A 20700-nucleotide genomic window follows, 5' to 3' on the forward strand; every position below is an offset into this window, starting at 1 on the left:
CGACGCCTGCGCCAAGGGCCAAACCCGACGAACCGAGATCTACGACAACCTCATCACCAGCCTCGACAACACCGAAGCCTCTTGACACCGATCACCCACATAATGCCGATGACAGCGCGTGGCTTCAGCGAGATATGAGTGGTTGGTAGCGCCGCTTGCTGGTCACGAGTTCACCCGCCGCGGCCGACACGGCGAACTGGTAAGTCATCTGGGGTGCGCACGACGTGTGCTCCCGAGCACAGACACGGTCCGGTGCACGTAAGCACACTGAGGCATGACCACGACCAAGCACCCGCAGCACCGCCACAACAAGAGAAGGATCCGCGGCAAGCGCGCTGCCAAGAAGTGGGCCCCGGCGAAGTCCCCGGCGCAGCGAGCCGCGGCGAAGACGGCGGCGGAGCGGCTCGCGGCCGAGCGGGTTGCGGCCGAGCAAGCGGCCGCCGCGTCCAGCCCGCCCGAGCCGGCCCGGCGCAGCAAGAGCCTCTCGTGCCGCTTCGGTTGGCATCACTGGGAGTCCAAACGCGCCGAGGCCCAGAGCTTGCGTGAGTGCACTCAGTGCGGTCGACCCGGGTACCACGGGTGGTATGGCCACGGGGGCGGCCGTGACGGCGAGGGCGGCGACAATCAGAGCAGGCAGCTTTGGCCCATGAGCAATCAGGTCCGGGCAGACCATTCCGGTCGATTGTGCGCAGCCGAGCTCGAGGTGCTCTTGCGAGGTTGGGCGCCGTTCAGCCCCGGTTGGGCGATGACGTGGGCTTTGGATGAACTCCTGTGCCGCGGCCACTTTGTGCGCCTCACGGACAACGGTGCGGGGGTTCCGGGCCGGTTCGTGGGCTATCGGGTCACCATCAAGCCGGTCCCGCGCTCCGCGCGGCCAGCCCTCGCATCGTTCGCCCCGCTCTTCGACGGGCACCCGCGCGACATCACCCCGGAGCGTCTGGCGCGCTATGTGGCGCAGGAGTTCGGGGACAAGCTCGAGGTGGAAGACGGATACCCATGTGGAAGCCCTCAGCACTGGTACGAACGATGCGTGGTCGACCCGCTCCGCGCGGAAGGCCTGGTCAGCGTGTGCGTCGAACAGGCATTGCTCGGATCGCTTCAGCTCACGAGAAACTACCTCGAGCCCACGGCCGACGGCGAGGCTGTCGCCGCCCGGTACCGGGACATTCTCAGCAATCGGCACCGGCGAGACTGGCGACGCCCCTGGCGTGAATCGGAGCCTGTCGTGCCGGGCGACATTGACATCGCTGTCGCCACCCTGCAGCGCAGCCAACGGACGCGTTCGCGGGAAAGACTCTTCTTCAACGACGACGTCGGGGAAGCGCCCTGAGGCAGGGTTTCCGACGATGGCATGTAACCGCGCGAAGCCTTCGGCGGACGACGGGCGAGTTAACCGGATGACCCGTCCGAGCTGGCGGAGGATCTGGAACGGCTCGCAGAGCTCGTCCGCCGCGCGAAAGCCGCTGGCCACCGCCTCTACTGCTGGGTCTGCGTCGAGCCTTCGGCCCCTGCGCGGCGAACGTCCCCTTCTGCCGCTCTTCGAGCGACGTGCCGAGAAGCGGAAGTCGTGAACTGCCGGCCCAAGCGATGTACGTTCCCGCCTATGGGCTGGAGCAATCACATCTGCCGGCGAAACCTTCAAGCCCCTCGAGTGTCTATCGGTGCAGCGTCGGAACGAGGTGAATGCGTTGGCGACAAACACGAGTAAGGCGGCCGCGGCCCTATGCGTTGCGGCGGCCCTGGCTGGATGTTCAGGTACCAGCGGTGGGGTCACTGACGTGCCGTCCGCCGTCCTTAGCTGGGGCCCCGGAGTGCCGGATGACCTCGCACCTGTCGCCGTTGCCACATCACCGACTGCAAAGGGACCGGTACAGATCGCCGCAGGGTGGGATCTGCAACCAGATCAACTGAGGATCACTACATGGGGCAGTTCGGGCTGTCCCCGACTGCCCGATGTGGTCGAGACTCAGGACGACCGCATCGAGATCACGACCGTCGTCTACAACGCGCACGGAGGTGGATGCAACGCAGACGCTAGTCCGACCACCAGCGTCGTGCGAGTGCCTGCTGGGATCGACACCTCTAGCCGCGTCGCGGTCGTCATCGACGGGACAGAGCTGGTGCTCGCGAAGGCTCAGTAGCCCTGGCCCAAAGTGAGCGACGCCAGGTCCGCTTCTGCCGCCTGCCGAGCGGGCTTGGGAGGCCCCGTAGGGCCTCCCCGGACCCGGCCCGGCTTGAACGGGCGGCCTCCCTCTCCAAAGAGGGTGCGATCATCCGGAGCCATCGCACCTAGGGCGGGGACTCGCTGAGATTAGAGGTCATCGCGCTGCTGCGTCCAAGGGATTCCCGGTCGACCGAACGTCCTCTATTGCCGCGTCGAGGCGGTCGTTTCAGCCCTTCCCCGGTTCTACCAAGGCGATGGCGTCGGCCAACCGTCCGCGTCCCGACACGACGGGTGCCTGGTTCACCGACTCCACCTTCGGGGCCGGAGCGGCCTGTTGCGCCAGGGCGCGGTTCATGGTTTGGATGCTCTGCTGCGACAGGACCCAGCCGAGCGGGGCCGTGACTGCGGGAACGGTCGACTCATGGACGAGGACCACCGAGTGTCGGCGCCAGCCCTCGACCGCGGCGCGTACTGCGGCCACGTCCTGCCCTTCGGGAAGGATGGAATCGGCCGAGATGAGGCGTTCGGCTTCGCGCAGCAGCGCCGGGGTGTCGACGAGCGACGCCTTCGCGCGCCCGGTTGTGCGCTGGGGCACGAGCAGCTCCGGTGTCTTCTGCGGGGGCTCGGCCCGCAGGTCGGTGCCGGTGCCGTTGTCGAGGTAGATGACCACCGGCACGATGAGGTCGGGCTTCGCGCTCTGGAGGGCGGTCGCGTTGTGCGCCTGGACGAGCGCGAGCCATTGAGGGGCGAGGTCGACGATCGTCTTGATGCCGGAGTTCTCGACGTACCCGCCGTCGACGACCTGCTGGGCCAGCTGGTCCCCGCACGGGCCCGCGACCCCGCTCGGTGTCACGAACGGGAAGCGGGACGCAAGCAGTGCCGCGGTCGCAGCCGTCACCGGTCCGAGGCACAGGTCACCGGGGCGTGACTGCGCGCCGGCCGCGGCGGCGGAACGGTCCGTGCGGAGGGTCTCGAACAGGTCGAGGGTGTGCCCGGCCGGGGCGGAGCCGGAGTCGCACTCGGCGTCCGGGTTGGTGCTCAACGCGATCTGGCTGATCCACATGCGGCACCCGTCCGAGACCCGGGTGGAGTTCAGCACGAGGGCGCCGCTCCGGCTTGAGGTCGCGGCGTCCCGGCCCTGGTCGGTGGTCGGCAGGAAGGGGACGCCCAGCCCGGATGAGGTCGCCCAGGACTGTTCCATAAGGGCGCCGCGGTCCCGCCAGACCGGGTTGGTGCTCCCCGGTTCCAGCTCGTGGGCGGGGGTCCCGAACATCGGTAGCCCGGTCGCGGCGTAGAGCAGGTCCCGGACGAAGAGGCCGGCGGTGGCCTGCCCGAGCGCGTCTGGTCCGGCCATCTTCAGCACGCCGTCGCGGGCCGGGTTCTGACCGGCGAACCGGGCAACGGTGACCCCGACGGCGCCGCCGCTGGCGCCGCCGGCGAGCAGCGGGCTGGCGCACGGGGACGGTGGGCCCGCGGCCCAGGTGATGTCGTCCGCCTCCGCGTCCGCGCCTGCGGGGGCGGGCACGGACGCGGAGGTGCTCAGCAGGTCCAGCGCAGCCGCCGTCCAGTAGGCGGCGCGGATGCCGCCGCCTTCGGCTGCCACGAGGAACATCGGGCGGACCGCGATGGTTCGTGACCCGGACCCGCTGGACACCTCGTGCGTGCAATCGGCCGTCGCGGTCACCCAGTGGTTGAACGCGGTCGTGAAGTCCCACCGCTTCGTCAGTGCCGCTGAGGTCGTCGTGGCTGCTGCGGGCGCCTCGGCCGTGGCTGTTCCCGAGGCCGCACCAGTGGCCGTACCCGTGGCCGTGCCCGTGGGCGTAGCCGGGGGCGGTGTCCGGACGAGGCCGTTGATGCCGTGCAGGTTCGCGTCGTCACCCAGCGTCGAGGTGAAGAACAGCGCCGCGACGATGATCGTCGTGACGGGAACGGCTGGGGTGTTGATCGGTTTGAACCAGAACACCTCGGGGCTCAGCTTCAGCTCGAGCAGGACGACCGTGCCGCCGAGGACAAGGCACGCGGCCAGTAGAGCGAGCGCGGACGTGCCGATCACACCGACATGGTCGGCGAACCAGCCCGGCGCGAGGCCGATCGCCAGCAGGAGCACGACCCCGGCCGCGAGGACACCCAGGCGGGCCGGCAGGCCGGAAGGCGTGGGCAGCGCCGGCGACATGATCCGGCGCAGCGTCGCCGCAAAACCGGTCGCTGACTCGGGCAGGTCGGTGACGGTCACCAGGTCGGTGACCCAACGCATCACCGGCCACACGTCCACGGCTCCGACGGCGCCGACGAGCAGGCCCACCGCCGCCCAGCCGGCCGTGATGGGCGTCCCGGCCAGGTAGAGGGCCACGATGGAGGTGTAGGACCGCACCAGCCCGAGGGCGGCGATGACGATGGCGGTCGAGGCGATGATGTCGCCGGCGCGGGCCACGACCGCCTTGGTCGCCGCCGGCGGTGAGCCGAAGCTCGGCCTCGGGAACCAGTCCGACCCGGAGGTTTGGCCGGCCGTGCCGTGACGCCACCGGATCACGGCGGACGCTGCCGCGATGAGCATCGGGATCCCGACGAACAGGATCAGCGGCCACCACAGCAGCCCCGGGATCTGCGTCCAGGTCGCCGACCCGTGCACGAGCATCACGACCCAGCACAGGAGCACGAGGACGGGCATGATGACGACGAGCCACAACGACGCCCGCATCGGGTTGTCGTCCGTGGGTGTCGGCGGGTGCCACACCGTGGTGGACCGGAGCCGTCCCAGGGCTAGGAGGCTGACCGCGACGAGGACCACGACGATGGTGGCGGCCACGGCGTGCCCGAACCCGTCGAGGAGCCAGCGTCGCTGGACGTCGGGGAGCTGGTCGAGCAGGTCGTTTCCGGGCATCACGCCGATGACGGCGAGCGGCACCACGGCCAGCACGGAGAACCGCTGCCGGTACGTGCCGACGACCCAGCGACCCAGCCGTCGCCGGTAGGCGGTGTCCTCCCGCGCCCGGTAGAACACCGTGACGAGCGCCGCCACCAGCGAGAGCGTCTTCAGCAGCGTCGCCGCGTACAGCACCCCCGACAGGGCGCTCGCGACCCCCGAGGGCGCGCTGGCCCAGCGGGTCGCGACGAGGGCGAGCACGTCCTCGAGGAGGTCGAACCCGGCCATGAAGGTTACGGCGACCGCGAGCGCTTTCCACGAGGTGCGTTTCGCGGTCCGCGCGGCCCACAGGTAGAGCAGTACGAACGCGATGTCGAGGAGCAGGTAGATCGTCATCCACGTGGTCCGCGCATCCGCGAAGGCGCCGGTGAAGTGCGCGCCCCACCCCTCTCGTGCCGGCAGGCCGAGGCCCATCAACGTGGTGGCCGGCCACGACCGGCCTTCGGTGTCAAGCACCTCTCCGGTGAGCCGGTTGAGCTCGGACATCATGAGGAACAGGACGGCCAGGGCCGATGCCACCCTCCCGACACGGATCCGCATCCGGATGGGCGAGACTGGTGCAGCGACCTGGACCATCGTGACCCCCTGGTGGTGAGCGAGCAGTCACCTCACAGCATCGCGTGGAACCCGCACAGGCACTCCCGAAACGGACAGAAGGGAGCCCGGAACGGCGTATGGCTGAAAGTCGCTGACCTTGAGTGACGCGGAGCTCCTGGCCGTTAAGCGCCGGTCCGCCTGGGTTGAGCCCAGTGCGCCAGCGGAACGGATGCACTCTTCCTGTAATAGCCGATGAGCGTGCTTCGTCAGGTTCCGAGGACACGTGGGTAGCCGGCCCGTCGCGGGAGTCAGACTGGCATGGCCGGGTGAGCCTGGCCGTCGCATATACCCAGATTCCGGAGACTCCGGAGAGCAGCGAAGCAAGCGACTAGGCACCGAAGGCTACAAGCCAACCGCGGGCCGGCCAATGACCACGCGCTCGGGCAACGAACGCTGCGCCAGTGAGGCCCACGGCAAACGCGAGACCGACTGACTACCGGGTGCTGGTCTCGGACGGACGGTCGTGCGGTCGTCGTGGTGGATGCGCTGTTTGGTGTTCGCGGGTTACTGGTAGTGGCGGAAGGTCAGTGAGCGTCGGTCGCGGGTGTTCGCTTGGCGGTTGATGGCATGGTGGAACTCTTGTTGGGTGGCGGCGCCCATGGACGAGGACGTCGCCGTCGGCGAGGTCCAGGGTGGCGGATGCTGACCCCGGGCCCGCGGCTACGACGTCCTTCCGCGGCTCGATGCGAGTTGGTTGATGCAGGTCAGGGCTGTACGTCTGCGAGCATCCGCTCAAGCTGTGCGCGCACGGACTCGGACGAGGGGCCTTGGTCGAGCCGGGCTTGCAGCAGCGTCGCGGTCTGTCCGGGGCAGACGGCCATCATCGTGGCAGCCAGACCCTTGATGACGACCCTCATGTTGTGTTCATCGGGTGGCAGGTCGAAGGTCGGGTTGCTACACGGGGCGTGTGCCGCGGCGATGATGCCGTCCTCGTCGTACTGACCGACCTGTTCGGGGATCCCCCACCTCGTCGCCCACTCGTCATGAACCTGCACGACAGGGCTGGTCCCGCAGGAAGTGAGCGTAGCCAGAGCGACCAGCGCGCTGAGTGACCCTACAACGCGTCGACGGGCCTGCCCCCTGGTGAACTCTTCACGGGCCGGCCGGTCGACTCCGGGCACGGGGCCCACAGCGAGGAGCGGCCGTTCAGGGCTGGACTGGTCCGAGGTGTGCGGCGACATGGTGGCACGGTACGACAGAGCATGGACCCGCACCGATCGCCACGCCCGCTGCGACGGCTCTATGGCGGACCCGCTGCCTGCGGCAACGCGTCAAATCCAAGGCGCGCGTGCAGGCGGCACGGGGCTTCTCCGTGCGCGAGGAGCATCGTCCCGACCCAGGCCAGGGAGACGGTGGAAACGCGTGTCACCTCTGCCATCGCCATGTTCTGCTGCAGTGTGAGGCCGTGCAGGACCCGAGCCCGACGCGCATACGGTGAGGGTTTCCAGCGGCGCCATCGCCGGGGCGCGCCTGCGACGGTCTGCGTTGGTGTCGCAGAGAACCTCTAAGATCACTCACGCACCGGCGATGTGGTTGCGCGCTGCTGCGGGATGATGGCGGCGCTTTCGTGGGTCGGCCGACTCCGTTCACCCTGCAAAGATGACTACCTACGAGAACGTCTTGGTCCCCATCCCTCTGCCTCCAGAATCGGACACTCTCAGACGCGCGGTCGCCGCCTACCTGGCCCGGTTCGAAGGACAGTCCCGGGTTCACACCGAGTCCGACCTGCGCGCATTCCTGACCTGGTGCCGCGGACACGGCCTGGACCCGCTGACCGCGCAACGACCGCACATCGAGCTCTACATCCGGTGGATGCAGGAGACCCGCCGTTACAAGCCTTCGACCGTGAGCCGCCGCGTCGCGGTCGTCGCCGGGTTCTACCGGACCTGCGTCATCGACGCCGTCCTGGCGCAGTCACCGGCCGAGCACGTTCGGCGCCCGAACGTGCCCGCCGAGTCACCCACCCTCGGACTGACCCATCTGCAGTTCGAAGCGATGCTCGCCACCGCCCGCACCTCCACCAACGTCAAGGACTTCGCCCTCGTCGCGATGCTCGGCCTGCTCGGGCTGCGGATCTTCGAAGCCTGCGGCGCCGACATCTCCGACCTTGGCGAAGAACACGGCCACCGCGTCCTACGCGTGACCGGCAAAGGCGGCAAGGTAGTCCTGACACCCCTGCCACCGGCAGTAGCCCGCGCCATCGACCGCGCCGTCGACGCCCGCACCTCGGGACCGATCCTGCGAACCGGCCGCGGCACCCGGATGGACCGACACTGTGCCACTCGACGCCTGCACCACCTCGCCGAAGTCGGCGGCGTGCACGTCGCCCGGATGCACCCACACATGCTGCGCCACACGTTCGTCACGACCATGCTCGACGCCGGCGTTGACCTGCGCGACGTCCAGATCGCCGCCCGGCACGCCGACCCGCGCACGACCATGCGTTACGACCGGGCCCGGAAGAACCTCGACCGCCACCCCAACTACATCCTCGCCGCCTACATGGCCTCAGGCACCTAAACCCAGCGCCGTCACGAGAATGGCGGACATTTGTCGGCGGACGCCGATCGTGACACACTGGTACAAGAACCTGTACCAGTAGGAGATGTCATGGCTGTCACTGCAAGCGAGGCCCGGAAGAACTTGTTTCCGCTGATCGAGCAGGTCAACGAGGACCGCACACCGATCGAGATAACCTCCCGCCGCGGCGACGCGGTGCTGATGTCCCGCGCAGACTACGACGCGCTCGAGGAGACAGCTCATCTGTTGCGGGTCCCAGCCAATGCCCGACACCTGCTCGAGAGCCTGCAGCAGGCACGGTCCGGGCAGCGGGACGAGCACGACCTGGCGCGATGAGGCTGGTCTTCACACCGAACGGATGGGCGGACTACACGTACTGGCTTGCTGCTGACCGGCAGATGCTCAAACGGATCAACCGGCTCATCGATGACGCACTTCGCGACCCGGTGGCTGGCATCGGTAAGCCCGAGCCGCTGCGGCACATGCTGGCCGGCGCCTGGTCACGTCGGATCACTGAAGAGCACCGGCTCGTTTACCTCATCGACGGCGACGATCTGGTCATCCTTCAGGCCCGCTTCCACTACGACTGAGGAGTCATCCGCTCCTGCCGCCGGTAGTTCACGGCAGTTGGGCGAGCCAGTGCTCAACGGTGGGTACGCGCTGCACGAGCGGATGGAAGTAGAAGACGCTCTCGTGATGGATCTCGCCGATAAGTACGACGTGGTTCAGCTCACCGCGGCTGGCTCGCGTGAGTGCTGCGCCGAGCTCGACGAACATGCCCCTGCCGTCGTGCTGAGAGGCCACGACAAGAACGGCGTCCGCCGCGATCACCGCTTCGAGTTCGTCCTGCGCCATCCGGGCCGACCGCTCCGCTTGAGTGGCGTAGCCCTCAGCGAAGGACACATCCGCGCTCCAGTCCAAAGTCAGCTCGTGGCCCGCGGCAAGGGCGGTGTCCTGGACCTGCTGGACCGTGACCGTATCGCTGAGCGGGCCAGAGACGTAGATCTTCATCCGCGCAGCCTGCCAGTTGCCAATGACACTCCTGCGCAGGCCAGGCCAGCGGCTGAGACGACTACCGGATTTGCCGCAGATCGGTCGCGCTGACGAGCGGATGCGACGACCTATGACTCCGGAGGCTGCCCGACAAGGGCGACGGCTGCGACCACCTCTGAGAGGTCCGGGCTCAAGAACGCGACCGCCCACCGGGACTCGCCCTGAGTAGCCGCTTTGAGGACGGGGCGTCAGACCATGCCGCCGCGCGGTCGGGCCAATGTAGGGCGCTTTGTCACCAGGGTGGGCCAGTTTGTTCAGCCGCTTCAAGCGACGCAGATCGCTTCATCTAAGGGCTCATGCATCCACCAACGAGAGCCGAACCCTAGGTGGAACGGGGCCCGCGACCGGCCGTGCGTTGATGCCGAACCAGGCGGTGGTGGGTATGCGTCATGGAGATCGTCGGCGCCCGACCTAGGGCGACGACCCGACAAACGGAGGCCCCTCATGAAGAGACTGCTCATCGTCACCGCCGGCGCGGTCGGCTTCCTGCTCGGCTCGCGGGCCGGGCGGGAGCCCTACGAGCAGTTCATGCGCGCGATCGGCCAGCTGAAGGACGACCCCCGCGTGCAGGAGAAGGCACACCAGGGTGCACAGCTGGTGCGCGAACAGGCGCCGGTCGTCGCGGACAAGGTGGCCGATGCCGCGAGGACGGCGACCTCAAAGGTCACCTCGGCCGTGTCCGGATCATCGGACTCGGGCTCAGACGACGGCTCCGCCCCGTCGTCGCGGGAGGCCACGGCCGACGCCATCGAGGAGGCCGTGCAGTTCCAGAGGGACCACGGACCCAAGGGTCCGCTGCCCTGAGAGCCCGCCACCTGATCGCGGCGCCGGACTCCGGTCTGACTCGGCCAGCGACATGACGCCCATGACGCCGGCCAGATCACGGGACATCGTCCAGACCCAGCCTCCTGCGACCAGTGAGATACGCGCTTATGCCGTAGACCGCGAGCTTCGTCGCACCTCCCCATGGGGCAGCGCGGAGTCCGCGCTGTAGTGCATCAAGTCAAGCTCGGAGCTCGACCGATGCGCACCCTCGTATGTCCGCTACGAAGCCGGCGTGATGAAGACGACTGAGGTCCCGACCCCGTGGAAGGACCCTGTTGCGGTCTCCCGCACGAAGTCGAAATGGCAGGTCACGAGATCTCCGTGCACGTGCGGCTTGGACGTGTCGAGCTGCTGCACGACGACGGGGTCGCCACCGGTGGGCGTGAACGTCGCTGTCGCCTGAAGGGATTGAATGACGAACGTTTGCGTGCTGCCGACCACGTGCCCGGGAGTGAAGTCCCCGTTCCCGTTGAAGGCTGCCTCAAGCGTCTGACCGTTGTTGCAGGTCAACGGGATCGTCGTGGTCTTGGGATCCGCTGACGCTGCGGGCGCAAAGGCGATCATCGCGAATGCTCCGGCGATGGCTGTGGCAGATAAGCGTTTGATCATGGCTTGCCCTCCTCCGAGTACGAGCTTTGCAGACGGGCTGACCAAGCCCTTGGGACTCTGTGCGTTTGAAAGCCCAAGGTCCCGGCGTACTCCTCATCGGGTCGCTGCGCAGCACAACGGCCGAGAGTGGGTCACTTCACCCCCATATGTCCCTCGTGCCGCGTTGAGGGCATGACGCCCGACCATCCCGCGTTGCGCCGCCGGGTCTGCACAGGTCGTGGCGGGGGTCCTTACCGTGTCGCCATGCCCACAATGAGGAACTCAGAGACCATTACGGGTTCCGAAGCTCACGCCATTTCCGGATGTGGCGCTACGACGGCGGCCATGCTCTCGACGCGCAGAGCCGCGTTCAGGTCATGCTCGATATCGCGGGCAGCGAGCGCCAGCGCGCTGACGACGTCGACGAGCCGGGACTCGTCGAAGCGGACCGTCGGCATCGAGACGGTGACGGCTGCGGTGACCCGGTCGCCGACGCGGACGCCCCGGCCGACCGCGGTGACCCCGCTCTCCGTGCGGTCCTTGTTGATGGCGAAACCGCGCTCGCGCACCACGTCGAGCTCCTGGCCCAGCGCGCTCAGGTCGGGCCGCTCGTCGGTGCGTCCGTCCCAGCGGTCGGCGGCGTACAGCTCGGCCCGCTCCTCGACGGTGAGATCGGCGAGCATGAGCTTGCCGCCGGATGTCAGGTGGGCAGGAAAGACCATGCCCTCGCGGTTGCCGACCCGCAGGGCCTGGCTGCTCTCGACCGAGCCGATGAAGCGGGCGTAGTCGCCCGCGAGGACGAGCAGGTTGGCCGACTCGCCGAGGCGGCCCACGAGGGCGTGCAGGTGGGGCATCGCGATGGTGCGCAGCAGTGCGGTGCGTGACTGCGAGTCCGCCGTCAACGAGATCACGGGGCCGGCGTGGTAACGGCGGTCCTCAGCCTGCCGCGCGAAGTCGCGGTAGACGAGCATCGAGAGCAGCCGGTGGGCCGTCGACCGGGCGACGCCCAACCGCTCGGCGGCGTCGGTGACGCTGAGCGGGCCTTCGACCTGCAGCATGACGGCGAGACGGAGAGCGTGGTCGACGCTCGTCAGGGCGTACTGGGGGCGGTTCTTCTGGGCGCGATCCGGGGCCATCGATTCCTCATAGCAGAATTATCTGTTCCGGCATGGCGAACCTAGTCCACAGTCGTGCCTATGGCAATGACGCCCCCCACCCAGAACCGGCCCCTGGCCGCCCGTCGGCCCGCGTGGCTCGTGACGCTCCTCTGCTGGCTCATCGTCGTCTTCGACGGCTATGACCTCATCGTCTACGGGACGACCCTCCCCAGCCTCCTCGAGGAGAAGGGCTGGGACCTCACTCCGACCTCCGCCGGCTTCATCGGGAGCCTCGCCTTCACCGGCATGCTCGTCGGTGCCCTGGGCGCGGGACTGCTCTCCGACAAGCTCGGACGACGACGCACGATCCTCTGGGCCACCCTGTGGTTCTCGCTCTTCACCGCCCTCTGTGCCCTCGCACCGAATGCCGAGGTGTTCGGTGGCTTCCGTTTCCTGGCGGGTCTCGGCCTCGGCGGCCTCGTGCCGTCGGCCAACGCGCTGACGGCGGAGTTCGTCTCGCGCAAGCATCGTTCGACCGTCTCGACGATGATGATGTCGGGAGTACCGATCGGCGGCTCCGTCGCCGCGGTCCTCGGCCTCTGGCTTCTGCCCGCCCACGGCTGGCGCTCCATGTATGCCGTCGCCTTCGCTGCCGTGCTCGTGCTCCTGCCGCTCTGCTACCTCCTGCTCCCCGAGTCGCCGACGTGGCTGCGAGCCCACGGCCGGGTAGCCCAGGGCAAGGCCGTCGAGGCGCAGTTCGGCCTCGTCCACGACGAGAGCGAACACACCACCGAGACGCACGCCCCCGGCTTCCGCACGATCCTGCGCGGGCGGTTCCTCCGACCGACGGTGCTCTTCGCCGCCGCCACGGTCGCCACCCTCTTCGCCTGGTACGGCCTCGGCACGTGGCTGCCCAAGCTGATGGGCTCCGACCCCCGCTTCGAGATGGGTCAGCCCCTGACGTTCCTGCTGGCCCTCAACCTCGGCGCCGTGCTCGGCTCGGTCGTCACAGCCTGGGCCGGAGTGCGGTTCGGGCCGCTCCGGAGCGCGGTCGTCGCCGCGGCGGTGGCTGCCGTCGCCCTCGCGTTCCTGCTCACCTACCCGAGCGACGCCACCCCGATCTACGCCGCCCTCATCCTCGCCGGTGTCGGCACCCACGGCACTCAGTGCCTCATCATCGCGGCGGTCGCGAGTCACTACCCGCCCACCCTGCGCGGCACGTCGCTCGGCTTCGCGCTCGGCGTCGGCCGCCTCGGTGCCGTGCTCGCCCCGCAGGTCGGCGGCCTCCTCCTCGACGCCGGTCTCGGCGTCGGCAGCAACTTCCTCGCCTTCTCCGTCGCGGCCGGACTCGCCGCGGTCCTCCTCGCCGTGACCGCCGTCGTCACGAAGCCCGCCGTCCGGGCACGCTCCGTCGCCGACGTCCTCGTCCACTGATGAAAGGAACGACCATGACCCAGGCAGCCACCTCCCCCGTGCAGATCGAGGCGGTCGACTCCCCCGACCAGCCGACCCCCTCGCCCGAGCTCGAGGCCCTCTACCGCGGCTTCGAGGACGAGCTCCTCGTGCCGCTGTGGACCGAGATCGGTGACCTCATGCCGGCCCACCCCCAGAGCAAGGCGACGCCGCACCTCTGGCCGTGGCAGACCCTTCTCGAGCTCGCCGACCGCGCCGGCCACCTCGTCCCCGTCGGTCGCGGCGGCGAGCGCCGGGCGATCGCCCTCGCCAACCCCTCGCTCGGCGGTCGCCCCTTCGCGACCCCGACGCTCTGGGCCGCGATCCAGTACCTCATGCCGGGAGAGGACGCCCCCGAGCACCGCCACACCCAGAACGCCTTCCGCTTCGTCGTCGAGGGTGAGGGGGTCTGGACCGTCGTCGGCCAGGACGCCGTGCCGATGAGCCGCGGCGACTTCCTCCCCCAGGCCGGATGGAACCTCCACGCCCACCACAACGCAGCCGCGAAGCCGATGGCGTGGATCGACGGGCTCGACATCCCGTTCCAGTGCTACACCGAGTCCCAGTTCTTCGAGTTCGGACGCGACGAGATCTCCGACGCCGAGCGCGCCACGCCTGAGCGCTCGCGGTCGCAGCGGCTCTGGGGTCACCCGGGCCTCCGCCCCGTCTCCGTCCCCGGCCCGACGCCGGCCAGCCCGCTCCTCGCCTACCGCTGGGCCGACACGAACCTCGCCCTCCAGGACCAGCTCGACCTCGAGGACGAGGGGTATGCCGCCACGGTCGAGCCGGGGCACGCCGCGGTCCGCTTCACCAATCCCACGAACGGCGGTGACGTGCTGCCGACGATCCGCACCGAGTTCCACCGGGTGCGGAGCGGCGCCGAGACCGCCTCCCGCCAGGAGGTCGGCTCGTCCGTCTTCCAGGTCTTCGACGGCGCCGGCACCGTGACCGTCGGCGACACGAGCTGGAGCGTCACCCGTGGCGACCTCTTCGTCGTGCCGTCGTGGCAGCCCCTGTCGATCCGCTCCGAGGCCTCCGCCGCCGACTCCGACTCAGGCGCGCTCGATCTCTTCCGTTTCAGCGACAGCCCGATCTTCGAAGCCCTCAATCTCGCCCGCACCTCCGTCTCCGCCCCCGTCACAGAAGGACTTCCCCGATGAAGCTCGCCACCCTCCGCCACGCCGACGGCACGACCGGGGCGGTCCGCATCGACGGCACGACCGCGACGCGGCTGGGCGCCCCAGACGTGGGTTCGTTTCTCGCACAGCCCGACTGGCGCGAGGCGGCCGAAGCGGCAGCCGGCGCGACCGTGGACCTCGGCGCGGCGGCATACGCCCCCGTCGTGACCCGACCGGGGAAGGTCGTCTGCGTCGGGCTCAACTACCGCAACCACATCCTCGAGATGGGGCGCGACCTGCCCCACTATCCGACGCTCTTCAGCAAGTACGCCGAGACCCTCATCGGCGCGCACGACGACATCCAGCGGCCCGTCGAGACCGAGCAGCTCGACTGGGAGTGCGAGCTCGCGATCGTCATCGGTGCGCCCGTGCGGCGGGCGACGACTGCGGAGGCAGAGGCCGCGATCGCCGGCTTCGCGACGCTCAACGACATCACCGCCCGCGACTGGCAGTTCCGCACCAAGGAGTGGCTCCAGGGCAAGAGCTGGGAGGCCACCACGCCCGTCGGCCCGTGGCTCGTCACGCCCGACGAGCTGCCCGGCGGGGTGCGTCCGACCCTCGCGATCCGCACCGAGGTCGACGGGGAGGTCGTGCAGGAGAACAACACCGGTGACCTGCTCTTCGACCCGGTCGCCCTCGTCGAGTACGTCTCGACGATCATCACGCTCCAGCCCGGCGACCTCATCGCCTCGGGGACCCCCGGAGGCGTTGGACACGCCCGCACGCCGGCTCGCTACCTCATGGCAGGGCAGAAGGTCGTCACCGAGGTCGAGGGCCTCGGCCGATGTGAGAACGTCGTCGTGGACGACGGGCGCGGCTGATGTCCACCGCCCCCGAGCAGACCCTCGCGTGGATGCGGGAGGGCACCGACCTCTTCCTCAAGGCGCTGGAGAGCCTCGACGACGAGACCCTCGCCGCCCCGGGCACCCTGCCCGGTTGGACGGGCAGGCACGTCGTCGCCCACGTCGCCGCGAACGCCGACGCGCTCGGCAACCTCGTGCACTGGGCACGCACGGGCGAGGAGACCACGATGTACTCCTCCCCTGAGCAGCGCGACGCCGACATCGAGACCGGGTCGCAGCGTCCCGCGACCGAGCTGCGGCACGGGATGGCCTCGTCGGCGGCCCGCTTGGCGGACTCGCTCGACGCCCTCACCCCCGAGCAGTGGGCCAGGCACGTGCGCACCGCCCAGGGCCGCACCGTACCCGCGACCGAGATCCCGTGGATGCGGTCGCGCGAAGTCATGGTTCACGCCGTCGACCTCGGCGGGGTCGTGACCTTCGACGACCTGCCCGCGGACTTCATCGCGGCGCTGCTGGACGACACCACCGCCAGGCGTTCCGTGGGAGCCGACGGCCCGGCCCTCGAGCTGGCACCCACCGACGACGACCGAACTTGGGCCGCCCTGGGGGCGGGTCACCCGACCACCATCCGGGGGCCGCTCGCGCAGCTCACGGCATACCTCTCCGGCCGACCAGCCACCGGACTGCACGCCGACGGCGGCACCGTCCCCACCCTCCCCCGCTGGCTCTGACCGCGAAAGCTCTCGAAAGGACTCGTCATGACCGCTCACCGCAAGGACGTCGCCGAGGTCGCCGACCTCACGCCCCTCGCCGGCCACCCTGACGTCATCGTCGTTGGCGGCGGGATCGGCGGCCTCGCGAACGCGCTCGCCCTGTCCCGCAAGGGCCTTCGCGTTCGGGTGCTCGAGCGCGCCGCCGAGTTCGGGGAGGTCGGAGCCGGCCTGCAGATCGCGCCGAACTGCACGCGGATCCTCGACCAGTGGGACCTGCTCGACGAGGTCGTGTCCCTCGGCGTCGTACCCGAGAACCTGGTCATGCGCGATGCCGTGGACGGCTCCGAGCTGACCCGGCTCGACCTGGCCGACGCACGCGCTCGCTACGGATTCCCGTACGTCGTCATCCACCGCAGCGACCTGCACGGCACGCTGTTGCGGGCGTGCGAGCGTGCCGGTGTCGACCTTGTCACCGACGTGGCCGTCACCGCCTACGAGCAGGAGGTCGACGGTGCGACCGTCGTCCACGGCAACGGCCGGGAGACGGCCCGCGTCGTCATCGCGGCCGACGGGCTGCACTCCGTCGCACGGCGGCTCGTCTCCGACGACCAGCCCGTGTCGTCGGCGTACGTCGCCTACCGCGGCGCCGTCCCGACGGGCCAGGTCGAGCAGCTCGACATCGCGCTCGACGACGTCGTCGTCTACGTCGGGCCGAAGTGCCACTTCGTGCAGTACCCCCTGCGGGGTGGCGAGATGTTCAACCAGGTCGCGGTCTTCGAGTCCGCCAAGGCTCTCGCCGGCGAGGAGGACTGGGGCACCCCTGACGAGCTGGACGCCGCCTTCGACCAGACGTGCGAGAACGTCCGGGCCGGACTGCCGCTCATGTGGCGGGACAAGTGGTGGCGGATGTACGACCGGGACCCGATCGACCAGTGGGTCGTCGGACGCGTCGCCCTCACCGGCGACTCCGCGCACCCGCCCCTGCAATACCTCGCTCAAGGTGCCGTCATGGCCATCGAGGACGCCTGGGTGCTCTCGGAGCACGTCGGTGCACAGGTGTCCACCGGCGCCGCAGGCGCCACTCTCGACTGGGACGCAGCCCTCGCGGCCTATCAGGCAGTGCGCCCCGAGCACTGCCGACGCGTCCTGACGACGGCCCGCGCCTGGGGAGCGCTCTGGCACCTCACCGGTGAGGAGCGGCTGTGGCGCAACGACGTCATGCGCACGCGTGACGTACGCGACTATGCGTTCGTCGACTGGCTATACGGCGCGACCGCCCTCGTGCCCGAGGGCGAGCCGCAGATGTTCGAGCCGCTCGTCGTCCGGGTCACCGTCCCGTCCGGCGTCTGAGCCCGGGACCGACGCCCCGTCCGACATCGGGCGGCATCGGGGCGTGCTCGAGGCTCAGGCGCGGGGCTTCGTGCCGTGCAGCAGCAGAGGGACGAGGGAGTCGGCCCATCGCCGTCGCACACGGCCGTGCTGGAGCAGCTCGCCGAGACAGGCACCGAAGGCGAGTCCGGCGAGGGTCTCGGCGTCGGTACCGCTACGGATGCGGCCCGAGCGGATGTCCGCGTCGATCTGCCCCTGCAGAGCCTTCAGTCGACTCACGATCCGGGCTTGCAGGGCCGCGCTGAAGTCGGGGTCGGTGCCCGCGAGGACGGTCGCGACACCTCCACGGCCGACCTGCTCCTCGATGAGCGTGCGGGCCTGCTCGAGCACCCAGCGCAGCTTGTCCTCCAAGGGCAGCTCGGGTGCGGGGAAGGGCTCGTCCCCCAGCTTCTCGAGGGTCGCGGCCAGGAGGGCCCCCCGGTCCCGGTAGCGGCGGTAGATCGTCGTGCGCGCCACACCGGACCGGGACGACACCGCGTCGATGTGGACACCACCTGGCCCGTGCTCGCGCAACAGCTCCAGGGCCGCGCCGGCGATCCGGTCGTCGGTCCGGGGGTCACGGGGTCGACCTCGCTCAGGTGTCATGTCGCTCCTTCCGGGAACAAAACGACGATGATTATCGCTACACACAATGTAGCGATAATCAGCAGGTACAGCCTCTTTGGAAAGGAACCCATCATGACGCCCGGCGACGTACTCGTCCCAGCGGCCATCACCATCCTCTTCGTGGTCGCGTGGTTCGTCTTCGGCATCGTCGACAGCACCCGGGACGATCCGTCGACCCGCCCAGCAGACCCGACCTCGCGAGAGACCTCGGAGCAGCGGCTCCCCGAGCGCCGCTGACACAGCAGCGGCATGGACCCTGACGCCCCGGCAGCACCGTGGCGTCCCACCCATCACCACGAACAGACACACACTTGACGGCCCGGCCACCCCGAGCCCGTCGAAGAAGGAGGGCAGACGACGTGGTCGTCTACAACGAGCTGGTCGCCATCACTGCAGGGGCAGGACTGCTGGGCTTCGCCTGGTTCCTCGTCCACCTCATCCGCGGCAGACACATCGACAGCGAAGGGTGGGCCGGCTTCTTCGGCGTGACCGGCCTGATCCTGCTCGTGCTCGGCCTGCACACCACGGTGACCTGGCCCTTCGGCGGCAAGGGTTTCGAGTACGCCAACATCGCCTTCGGCCAGCCGGCGGCCGGCTTCGGCGCACTCCTGCTGTTCGCCGCCGTCTACCTGTGGCGTCATCGGGCACTGTTCGACGCCGACGCCGACGCCGACACGGCCGTCGAAACCGCCCTACGCGCCCTGAAGCCGGTGTCGGTCTTCGTCGGCGCCCTCGGCCTGGCCATGGGGGTCCTGGCCATCTCGTTCGTCCGCTTCCAGCTCGGCGCCGCTCCGCCCGAGGAGCCGATCAGCGGACGCTTCGGCCACCTGCCACTGCTCGAGGCCCTGTTCCTCGGCGGCCTCTGGGGCATCGTCGCGCTCGGAGCCCTGCTCTTCGCCGTGGCTCAGCTGACCGACCGAGCCGCCTTGCTCCTGTGGGCCGCTCGCGCCTGGTTCGTCGGTGGCACGGTGTTCCTCCTCTTCGGCGCGATGAACTTCTACACACACATCGGCATGTACTACAACATCGCCCACGGCACCTCCTACCTCTGGTGACGCCGCTTCGTCGATGACACGGGCCGAACACGCTCACGACCCCTCCACGTGCCGACGTGGAGGGGTCGTGTGCGTGCGCGCGTACGGACGTCTCGGGACGGCCGGTCAGCCGGCGAGACCCCAGTGCTCGCGGAACCCGTCCCGGTAGTCGGTCGAGCCGTACCAGGCACCGGACTTCTCCCCCTCGGCGGTGAGCTCGAGACCGCCGACGTTCCCCGCCGTGACCATCCGCCGGTAGGGGACGGCGACGTTCGTGGTGGCCGCAGCGCCCGGTCATCATCCGCAGTGCCTGTGGCCGGCACGTAGTAGACGATCCGGCCCTTGAGGCCTCCGACTCCCTTCAGTGGGCTGCCGGGCGCGGTGAACGTCTCGACGGCCTTGGTGGCCTGCTCGACGACGGCCTTCGCGGCGGCCGCCTCGGCGCGGGTCGGCTGGGGCGCACCGGTGCCTGCCGCGGTCCGGGCACCGATCGTGGAGGGCAGGGGCTTCGCGTGGTTCGCCAACCCCGGGATCGGCCGGCTCGTGGCGGAGTGACTTCCGAGACCCACACCTGGTTCACCGAGTGGCTCGACTCCGTCGCGCCGGAAGGCCGCCCGGTCGTCCTCGTCGGGTTCAGCCGCGGGGCCGCCTTCGCCGGCGGTCTCGTCCTGTCCGACCCGCGCCGGTACGCGGGGGCAGCGATCCTCCTCAGGACGCTGCCCTTCGAGGCTGGAGTACCCGTGACCGCACACGGCCTCGACGGAACACCGATCATCGTCGCGCAGGGGACGAGGACTCCGTGATCGCGAGGGATCTCCTCGACCGCACACTGAGTGGGGGTCACCCAGCTCAGCTCGACACCTTTCTCGCGGACCACACCTAGGTGCCACCCTGCGCCGCAATCAGTCCGCCGTGCCGATTGATGATGCGGCGCACGGCGTGCTGCAAGGCGGTCAGGCGTTCTTCCCCAGCCAGTCAGGCCCTCCGGCGTCAGGATCTGCCCCGGAGGGTACGCGCACCGACGAATAGGCACCGAGTGAGCCGCAGGGCGGCGTTTAGCGGTTCGAAAATGACCATCCATCGAGGTCGCCGTCTCCTGCGAGCGGGCGACTACTTCGACGTGGGTCGCTGCACGTGCACGTGCACGCAGTCGCGGCGTCGGCGATGGCGGCGGCTGGCCCACCGAGCGGCTCCACTCGCGGCTGCCGCCGCGGCGACCGCCAGGGTCAGAGCCGTAAGGGCCAGGTCTCCCTTGTCGTGGTCGCGTAGACGCATAGCTTCCATGTGCCCGCTATCCCGTTCCTGTAAACGCCTTCAGGCGTAGCCACCACAGGGAACTTGGCGGCGGTACGAATGCGTCCGGGACGAACAGGTGGCGGTAGCGGGCATCAACCCGCCGCCCTCGAACCGTCCGCGGAGATCCCCCACGGTCCGGCACGGGTAGTCGCCACACCGAGCACGTCGACCGCCTGGAGCCTGGACCGCGTCATGCTTTCAGCCTTCGAGCGTCTACGAGGGTGACGACGGCGATCCCCCTCCCCCTTACACCGTCGTCGGGGGCCCCGGGCCGGCCTGACGGCTCCCGGGGCCTCGCCAGACATCACCAACCAAGCGCCCTCGACGGAAGGGACGCAGCACGCCCGGCCTCACCGAGCCTGGCAGCGCCAGACCGGTGGGGTCCGTCGGGGCGGGCGGATGCTCCACAGACACGCTCACTCCAGCCCGGCAACACCGTCCGACCATCAGCGCTGCGTACAG

21 protein-coding genes are annotated in these 20700 nt (G+C 69.4%); 14 read left to right on the forward strand and 7 right to left on the reverse strand.

Going from position 1 to position 20700, the window contains the following annotated elements; translation table 11 throughout:
- Window positions 1–274: 274 nt before the first annotated feature.
- On the forward strand, window positions 275–1330 hold the full coding sequence (locus tag ASH01_RS19040; RefSeq protein WP_056779795.1) for a hypothetical protein: 1056 nt from the start codon (window positions 275–277) through the stop codon (window positions 1328–1330).
- 1060 nt (window positions 1331–2390) lie between these two features.
- Here ASH01_RS19040 and ASH01_RS19050 read toward each other — a convergent pair.
- Window positions 2391–5606 (reverse strand): hypothetical protein, encoded by a 3216-nt coding sequence (locus ASH01_RS19050; protein ID WP_156415669.1) that lies wholly within the window; start codon window positions 5604–5606, stop codon window positions 2391–2393.
- Window positions 5607–6388: 782 nt separating this feature from the next.
- Window positions 6389–6865 carry a hypothetical protein gene (locus ASH01_RS23110; RefSeq protein ID WP_156415670.1) on the reverse strand — a complete coding sequence of 159 codons (477 nt, stop codon included), beginning with the start codon at window positions 6863–6865 and terminating at the stop codon, window positions 6389–6391.
- 664 nt (window positions 6866–7529) lie between these two features.
- Between ASH01_RS23110 and ASH01_RS19060 the strand changes: the two genes are divergently transcribed.
- The 3 genes from ASH01_RS19060 to ASH01_RS19070 all read left to right on the forward strand — a co-directional run bounded on the left by ASH01_RS19060 (window position 7530) and on the right by ASH01_RS19070 (window position 8794).
- Window positions 7530–8204, forward strand: a complete 675-nt coding sequence (locus tag ASH01_RS19060; protein WP_200961830.1) for a tyrosine-type recombinase/integrase — start codon at window positions 7530–7532, stop codon at window positions 8202–8204.
- A 90-nt stretch (window positions 8205–8294) separates the two neighbouring features.
- A complete protein-coding gene (locus ASH01_RS19065; protein WP_056779810.1) occupies window positions 8295–8540 on the forward strand; it encodes a type II toxin-antitoxin system Phd/YefM family antitoxin in 246 nt (81 codons plus the stop codon).
- Window positions 8537–8794 (forward strand): Txe/YoeB family addiction module toxin, encoded by a 258-nt coding sequence (locus tag ASH01_RS19070; protein ID WP_056779813.1) that lies wholly within the window; start codon window positions 8537–8539, stop codon window positions 8792–8794. Before ASH01_RS19065 ends, ASH01_RS19070 begins: the two co-directional genes overlap by 4 nt.
- 28 nt (window positions 8795–8822) lie before the next feature.
- On the opposite strand, the gene ASH01_RS19075 is transcribed toward ASH01_RS19070, so the two are convergent.
- Window positions 8823–9215, reverse strand: coding sequence for a hypothetical protein (locus ASH01_RS19075; protein ID WP_056779816.1), 393 nt, complete (start codon window positions 9213–9215; stop codon window positions 8823–8825).
- A 486-nt stretch (window positions 9216–9701) separates the two neighbouring features.
- Here ASH01_RS19075 and ASH01_RS19080 point away from each other — a divergent pair, with 486 nt between their 5' ends.
- Window positions 9702–10061, forward strand: a complete 360-nt coding sequence (locus tag ASH01_RS19080; protein WP_056779818.1) for a hypothetical protein — start codon at window positions 9702–9704, stop codon at window positions 10059–10061.
- A gap of 240 nt (window positions 10062–10301) precedes the next feature.
- On the opposite strand, the gene ASH01_RS19085 is transcribed toward ASH01_RS19080, so the two are convergent.
- Both ASH01_RS19085 and ASH01_RS19090 read right to left on the reverse strand, forming a co-directional pair.
- Entirely contained in the window at window positions 10302–10691 is a 390-nt protein-coding gene (locus ASH01_RS19085) for a hypothetical protein (protein ID WP_056779821.1), read from the reverse strand.
- Window positions 10692–10978: 287 nt separating this feature from the next.
- Window positions 10979–11806, reverse strand: coding sequence for an IclR family transcriptional regulator (locus tag ASH01_RS19090; protein ID WP_056779824.1), 828 nt, complete (start codon window positions 11804–11806; stop codon window positions 10979–10981).
- Window positions 11807–11866: 60 nt separating this feature from the next.
- On the opposite strand from ASH01_RS19090, the gene ASH01_RS19095 reads away from it, so the two are divergent.
- The 5 genes from ASH01_RS19095 to ASH01_RS19115 are packed head-to-tail and all read left to right on the forward strand — an operon-like array spanning window position 11867 to window position 17263.
- Window positions 11867–13201 (forward strand): MFS transporter, encoded by a 1335-nt coding sequence (locus tag ASH01_RS19095; RefSeq protein WP_200961831.1) that lies wholly within the window; start codon window positions 11867–11869, stop codon window positions 13199–13201.
- A gap of 14 nt (window positions 13202–13215) precedes the next feature.
- Window positions 13216–14379, forward strand: coding sequence for a cupin domain-containing protein (locus ASH01_RS19100; protein WP_056779833.1), 1164 nt, complete (start codon window positions 13216–13218; stop codon window positions 14377–14379).
- A complete protein-coding gene (locus ASH01_RS19105; RefSeq protein WP_056779836.1) occupies window positions 14376–15218 on the forward strand; it encodes a fumarylacetoacetate hydrolase family protein in 843 nt (280 codons plus the stop codon). Before ASH01_RS19100 ends, ASH01_RS19105 begins: the two co-directional genes overlap by 4 nt.
- On the forward strand, window positions 15218–15931 hold the full coding sequence (locus ASH01_RS19110) for a maleylpyruvate isomerase family mycothiol-dependent enzyme (protein WP_056779840.1): 714 nt from the start codon (window positions 15218–15220) through the stop codon (window positions 15929–15931). Before ASH01_RS19105 ends, ASH01_RS19110 begins: the two co-directional genes overlap by 1 nt.
- Window positions 15932–15958: 27 nt before the next feature.
- The gene (locus ASH01_RS19115; RefSeq protein ID WP_082619999.1) at window positions 15959–17263 is read left to right on the forward strand and encodes an FAD-dependent monooxygenase; all 1305 of its coding nucleotides are present in this window, start codon (window positions 15959–15961) and stop codon (window positions 17261–17263) included.
- A 54-nt stretch (window positions 17264–17317) separates the two neighbouring features.
- On the opposite strand, the gene ASH01_RS23270 is transcribed toward ASH01_RS19115, so the two are convergent.
- Window positions 17318–17887: a TetR/AcrR family transcriptional regulator gene (locus tag ASH01_RS23270; protein ID WP_056779843.1), complete on the reverse strand. Its 570-nt coding sequence runs from the start codon at window positions 17885–17887 to the stop codon at window positions 17318–17320.
- A gap of 93 nt (window positions 17888–17980) precedes the next feature.
- On the opposite strand from ASH01_RS23270, the gene ASH01_RS23275 reads away from it, so the two are divergent.
- Together ASH01_RS23275 and ASH01_RS19125 are read left to right on the forward strand one after the other, a co-directional pair.
- A complete protein-coding gene (locus ASH01_RS23275) occupies window positions 17981–18145 on the forward strand; it encodes a hypothetical protein (RefSeq protein ID WP_162263903.1) in 165 nt (54 codons plus the stop codon).
- A gap of 122 nt (window positions 18146–18267) precedes the next feature.
- On the forward strand, window positions 18268–18963 hold the full coding sequence (locus ASH01_RS19125; RefSeq protein WP_056779846.1) for a DUF981 family protein: 696 nt from the start codon (window positions 18268–18270) through the stop codon (window positions 18961–18963).
- 105 nt (window positions 18964–19068) lie between these two features.
- Here ASH01_RS19125 and ASH01_RS23875 read toward each other — a convergent pair whose 3' ends face one another.
- Entirely contained in the window at window positions 19069–19191 is a 123-nt protein-coding gene (locus tag ASH01_RS23875) for a hypothetical protein (RefSeq protein ID WP_268807413.1), read from the reverse strand.
- A 93-nt stretch (window positions 19192–19284) separates the two neighbouring features.
- Between ASH01_RS23875 and ASH01_RS23480 the strand changes: the two genes are divergently transcribed.
- Window positions 19285–19497: a hypothetical protein gene (locus ASH01_RS23480; protein ID WP_200961832.1), complete on the forward strand. Its 213-nt coding sequence runs from the start codon at window positions 19285–19287 to the stop codon at window positions 19495–19497.
- Entirely contained in the window at window positions 19494–19745 is a 252-nt protein-coding gene (locus ASH01_RS19130; protein ID WP_056779849.1) for a hypothetical protein, read from the forward strand. The genes ASH01_RS23480 and ASH01_RS19130 overlap by 4 nt, the downstream gene beginning before the upstream one ends.
- Window positions 19746–20700: the final 955 nt, after the last annotated feature.

The organism is Terrabacter sp. Soil811, assembly GCF_001429655.1.
GTDB lineage: Bacteria > Actinomycetota > Actinomycetes > Actinomycetales > Dermatophilaceae > Terrabacter.

Coding starts and splice junctions, on each gene's coding strand:
- ASH01_RS19040 (WP_056779795.1), top strand. CDS start 275: ATGACCACGACCAAGCACCCGCAGCACCGCCACAACAAGAGAAGGATC.
- ASH01_RS23110 (WP_156415670.1), bottom strand. CDS start 6,865: ATGTCGCCGCACACCTCGGACCAGTCCAGCCCTGAACGGCCGCTCCTC.
- ASH01_RS19065 (WP_056779810.1), top strand. CDS start 8,295: ATGGCTGTCACTGCAAGCGAGGCCCGGAAGAACTTGTTTCCGCTGATC.
- ASH01_RS19070 (WP_056779813.1), top strand. CDS start 8,537: ATGAGGCTGGTCTTCACACCGAACGGATGGGCGGACTACACGTACTGG.
- ASH01_RS19075 (WP_056779816.1), bottom strand. CDS start 9,215: ATGAAGATCTACGTCTCTGGCCCGCTCAGCGATACGGTCACGGTCCAG.
- ASH01_RS19080 (WP_056779818.1), top strand. CDS start 9,702: ATGAAGAGACTGCTCATCGTCACCGCCGGCGCGGTCGGCTTCCTGCTC.
- ASH01_RS19085 (WP_056779821.1), bottom strand. CDS start 10,691: ATGATCAAACGCTTATCTGCCACAGCCATCGCCGGAGCATTCGCGATG.
- ASH01_RS19090 (WP_056779824.1), bottom strand. CDS start 11,806: ATGGCCCCGGATCGCGCCCAGAAGAACCGCCCCCAGTACGCCCTGACG.
- ASH01_RS19095 (WP_200961831.1), top strand. CDS start 11,867: ATGGCAATGACGCCCCCCACCCAGAACCGGCCCCTGGCCGCCCGTCGG.
- ASH01_RS19100 (WP_056779833.1), top strand. CDS start 13,216: ATGACCCAGGCAGCCACCTCCCCCGTGCAGATCGAGGCGGTCGACTCC.
- ASH01_RS19105 (WP_056779836.1), top strand. CDS start 14,376: ATGAAGCTCGCCACCCTCCGCCACGCCGACGGCACGACCGGGGCGGTC.
- ASH01_RS19110 (WP_056779840.1), top strand. CDS start 15,218: ATGTCCACCGCCCCCGAGCAGACCCTCGCGTGGATGCGGGAGGGCACC.
- ASH01_RS19115 (WP_082619999.1), top strand. CDS start 15,959: ATGACCGCTCACCGCAAGGACGTCGCCGAGGTCGCCGACCTCACGCCC.
- ASH01_RS23270 (WP_056779843.1), bottom strand. CDS start 17,887: ATGACACCTGAGCGAGGTCGACCCCGTGACCCCCGGACCGACGACCGG.
- ASH01_RS23275 (WP_162263903.1), top strand. CDS start 17,981: ATGACGCCCGGCGACGTACTCGTCCCAGCGGCCATCACCATCCTCTTC.
- ASH01_RS23875 (WP_268807413.1), bottom strand. CDS start 19,191: ATGGTCACGGCGGGGAACGTCGGCGGTCTCGAGCTCACCGCCGAGGGG.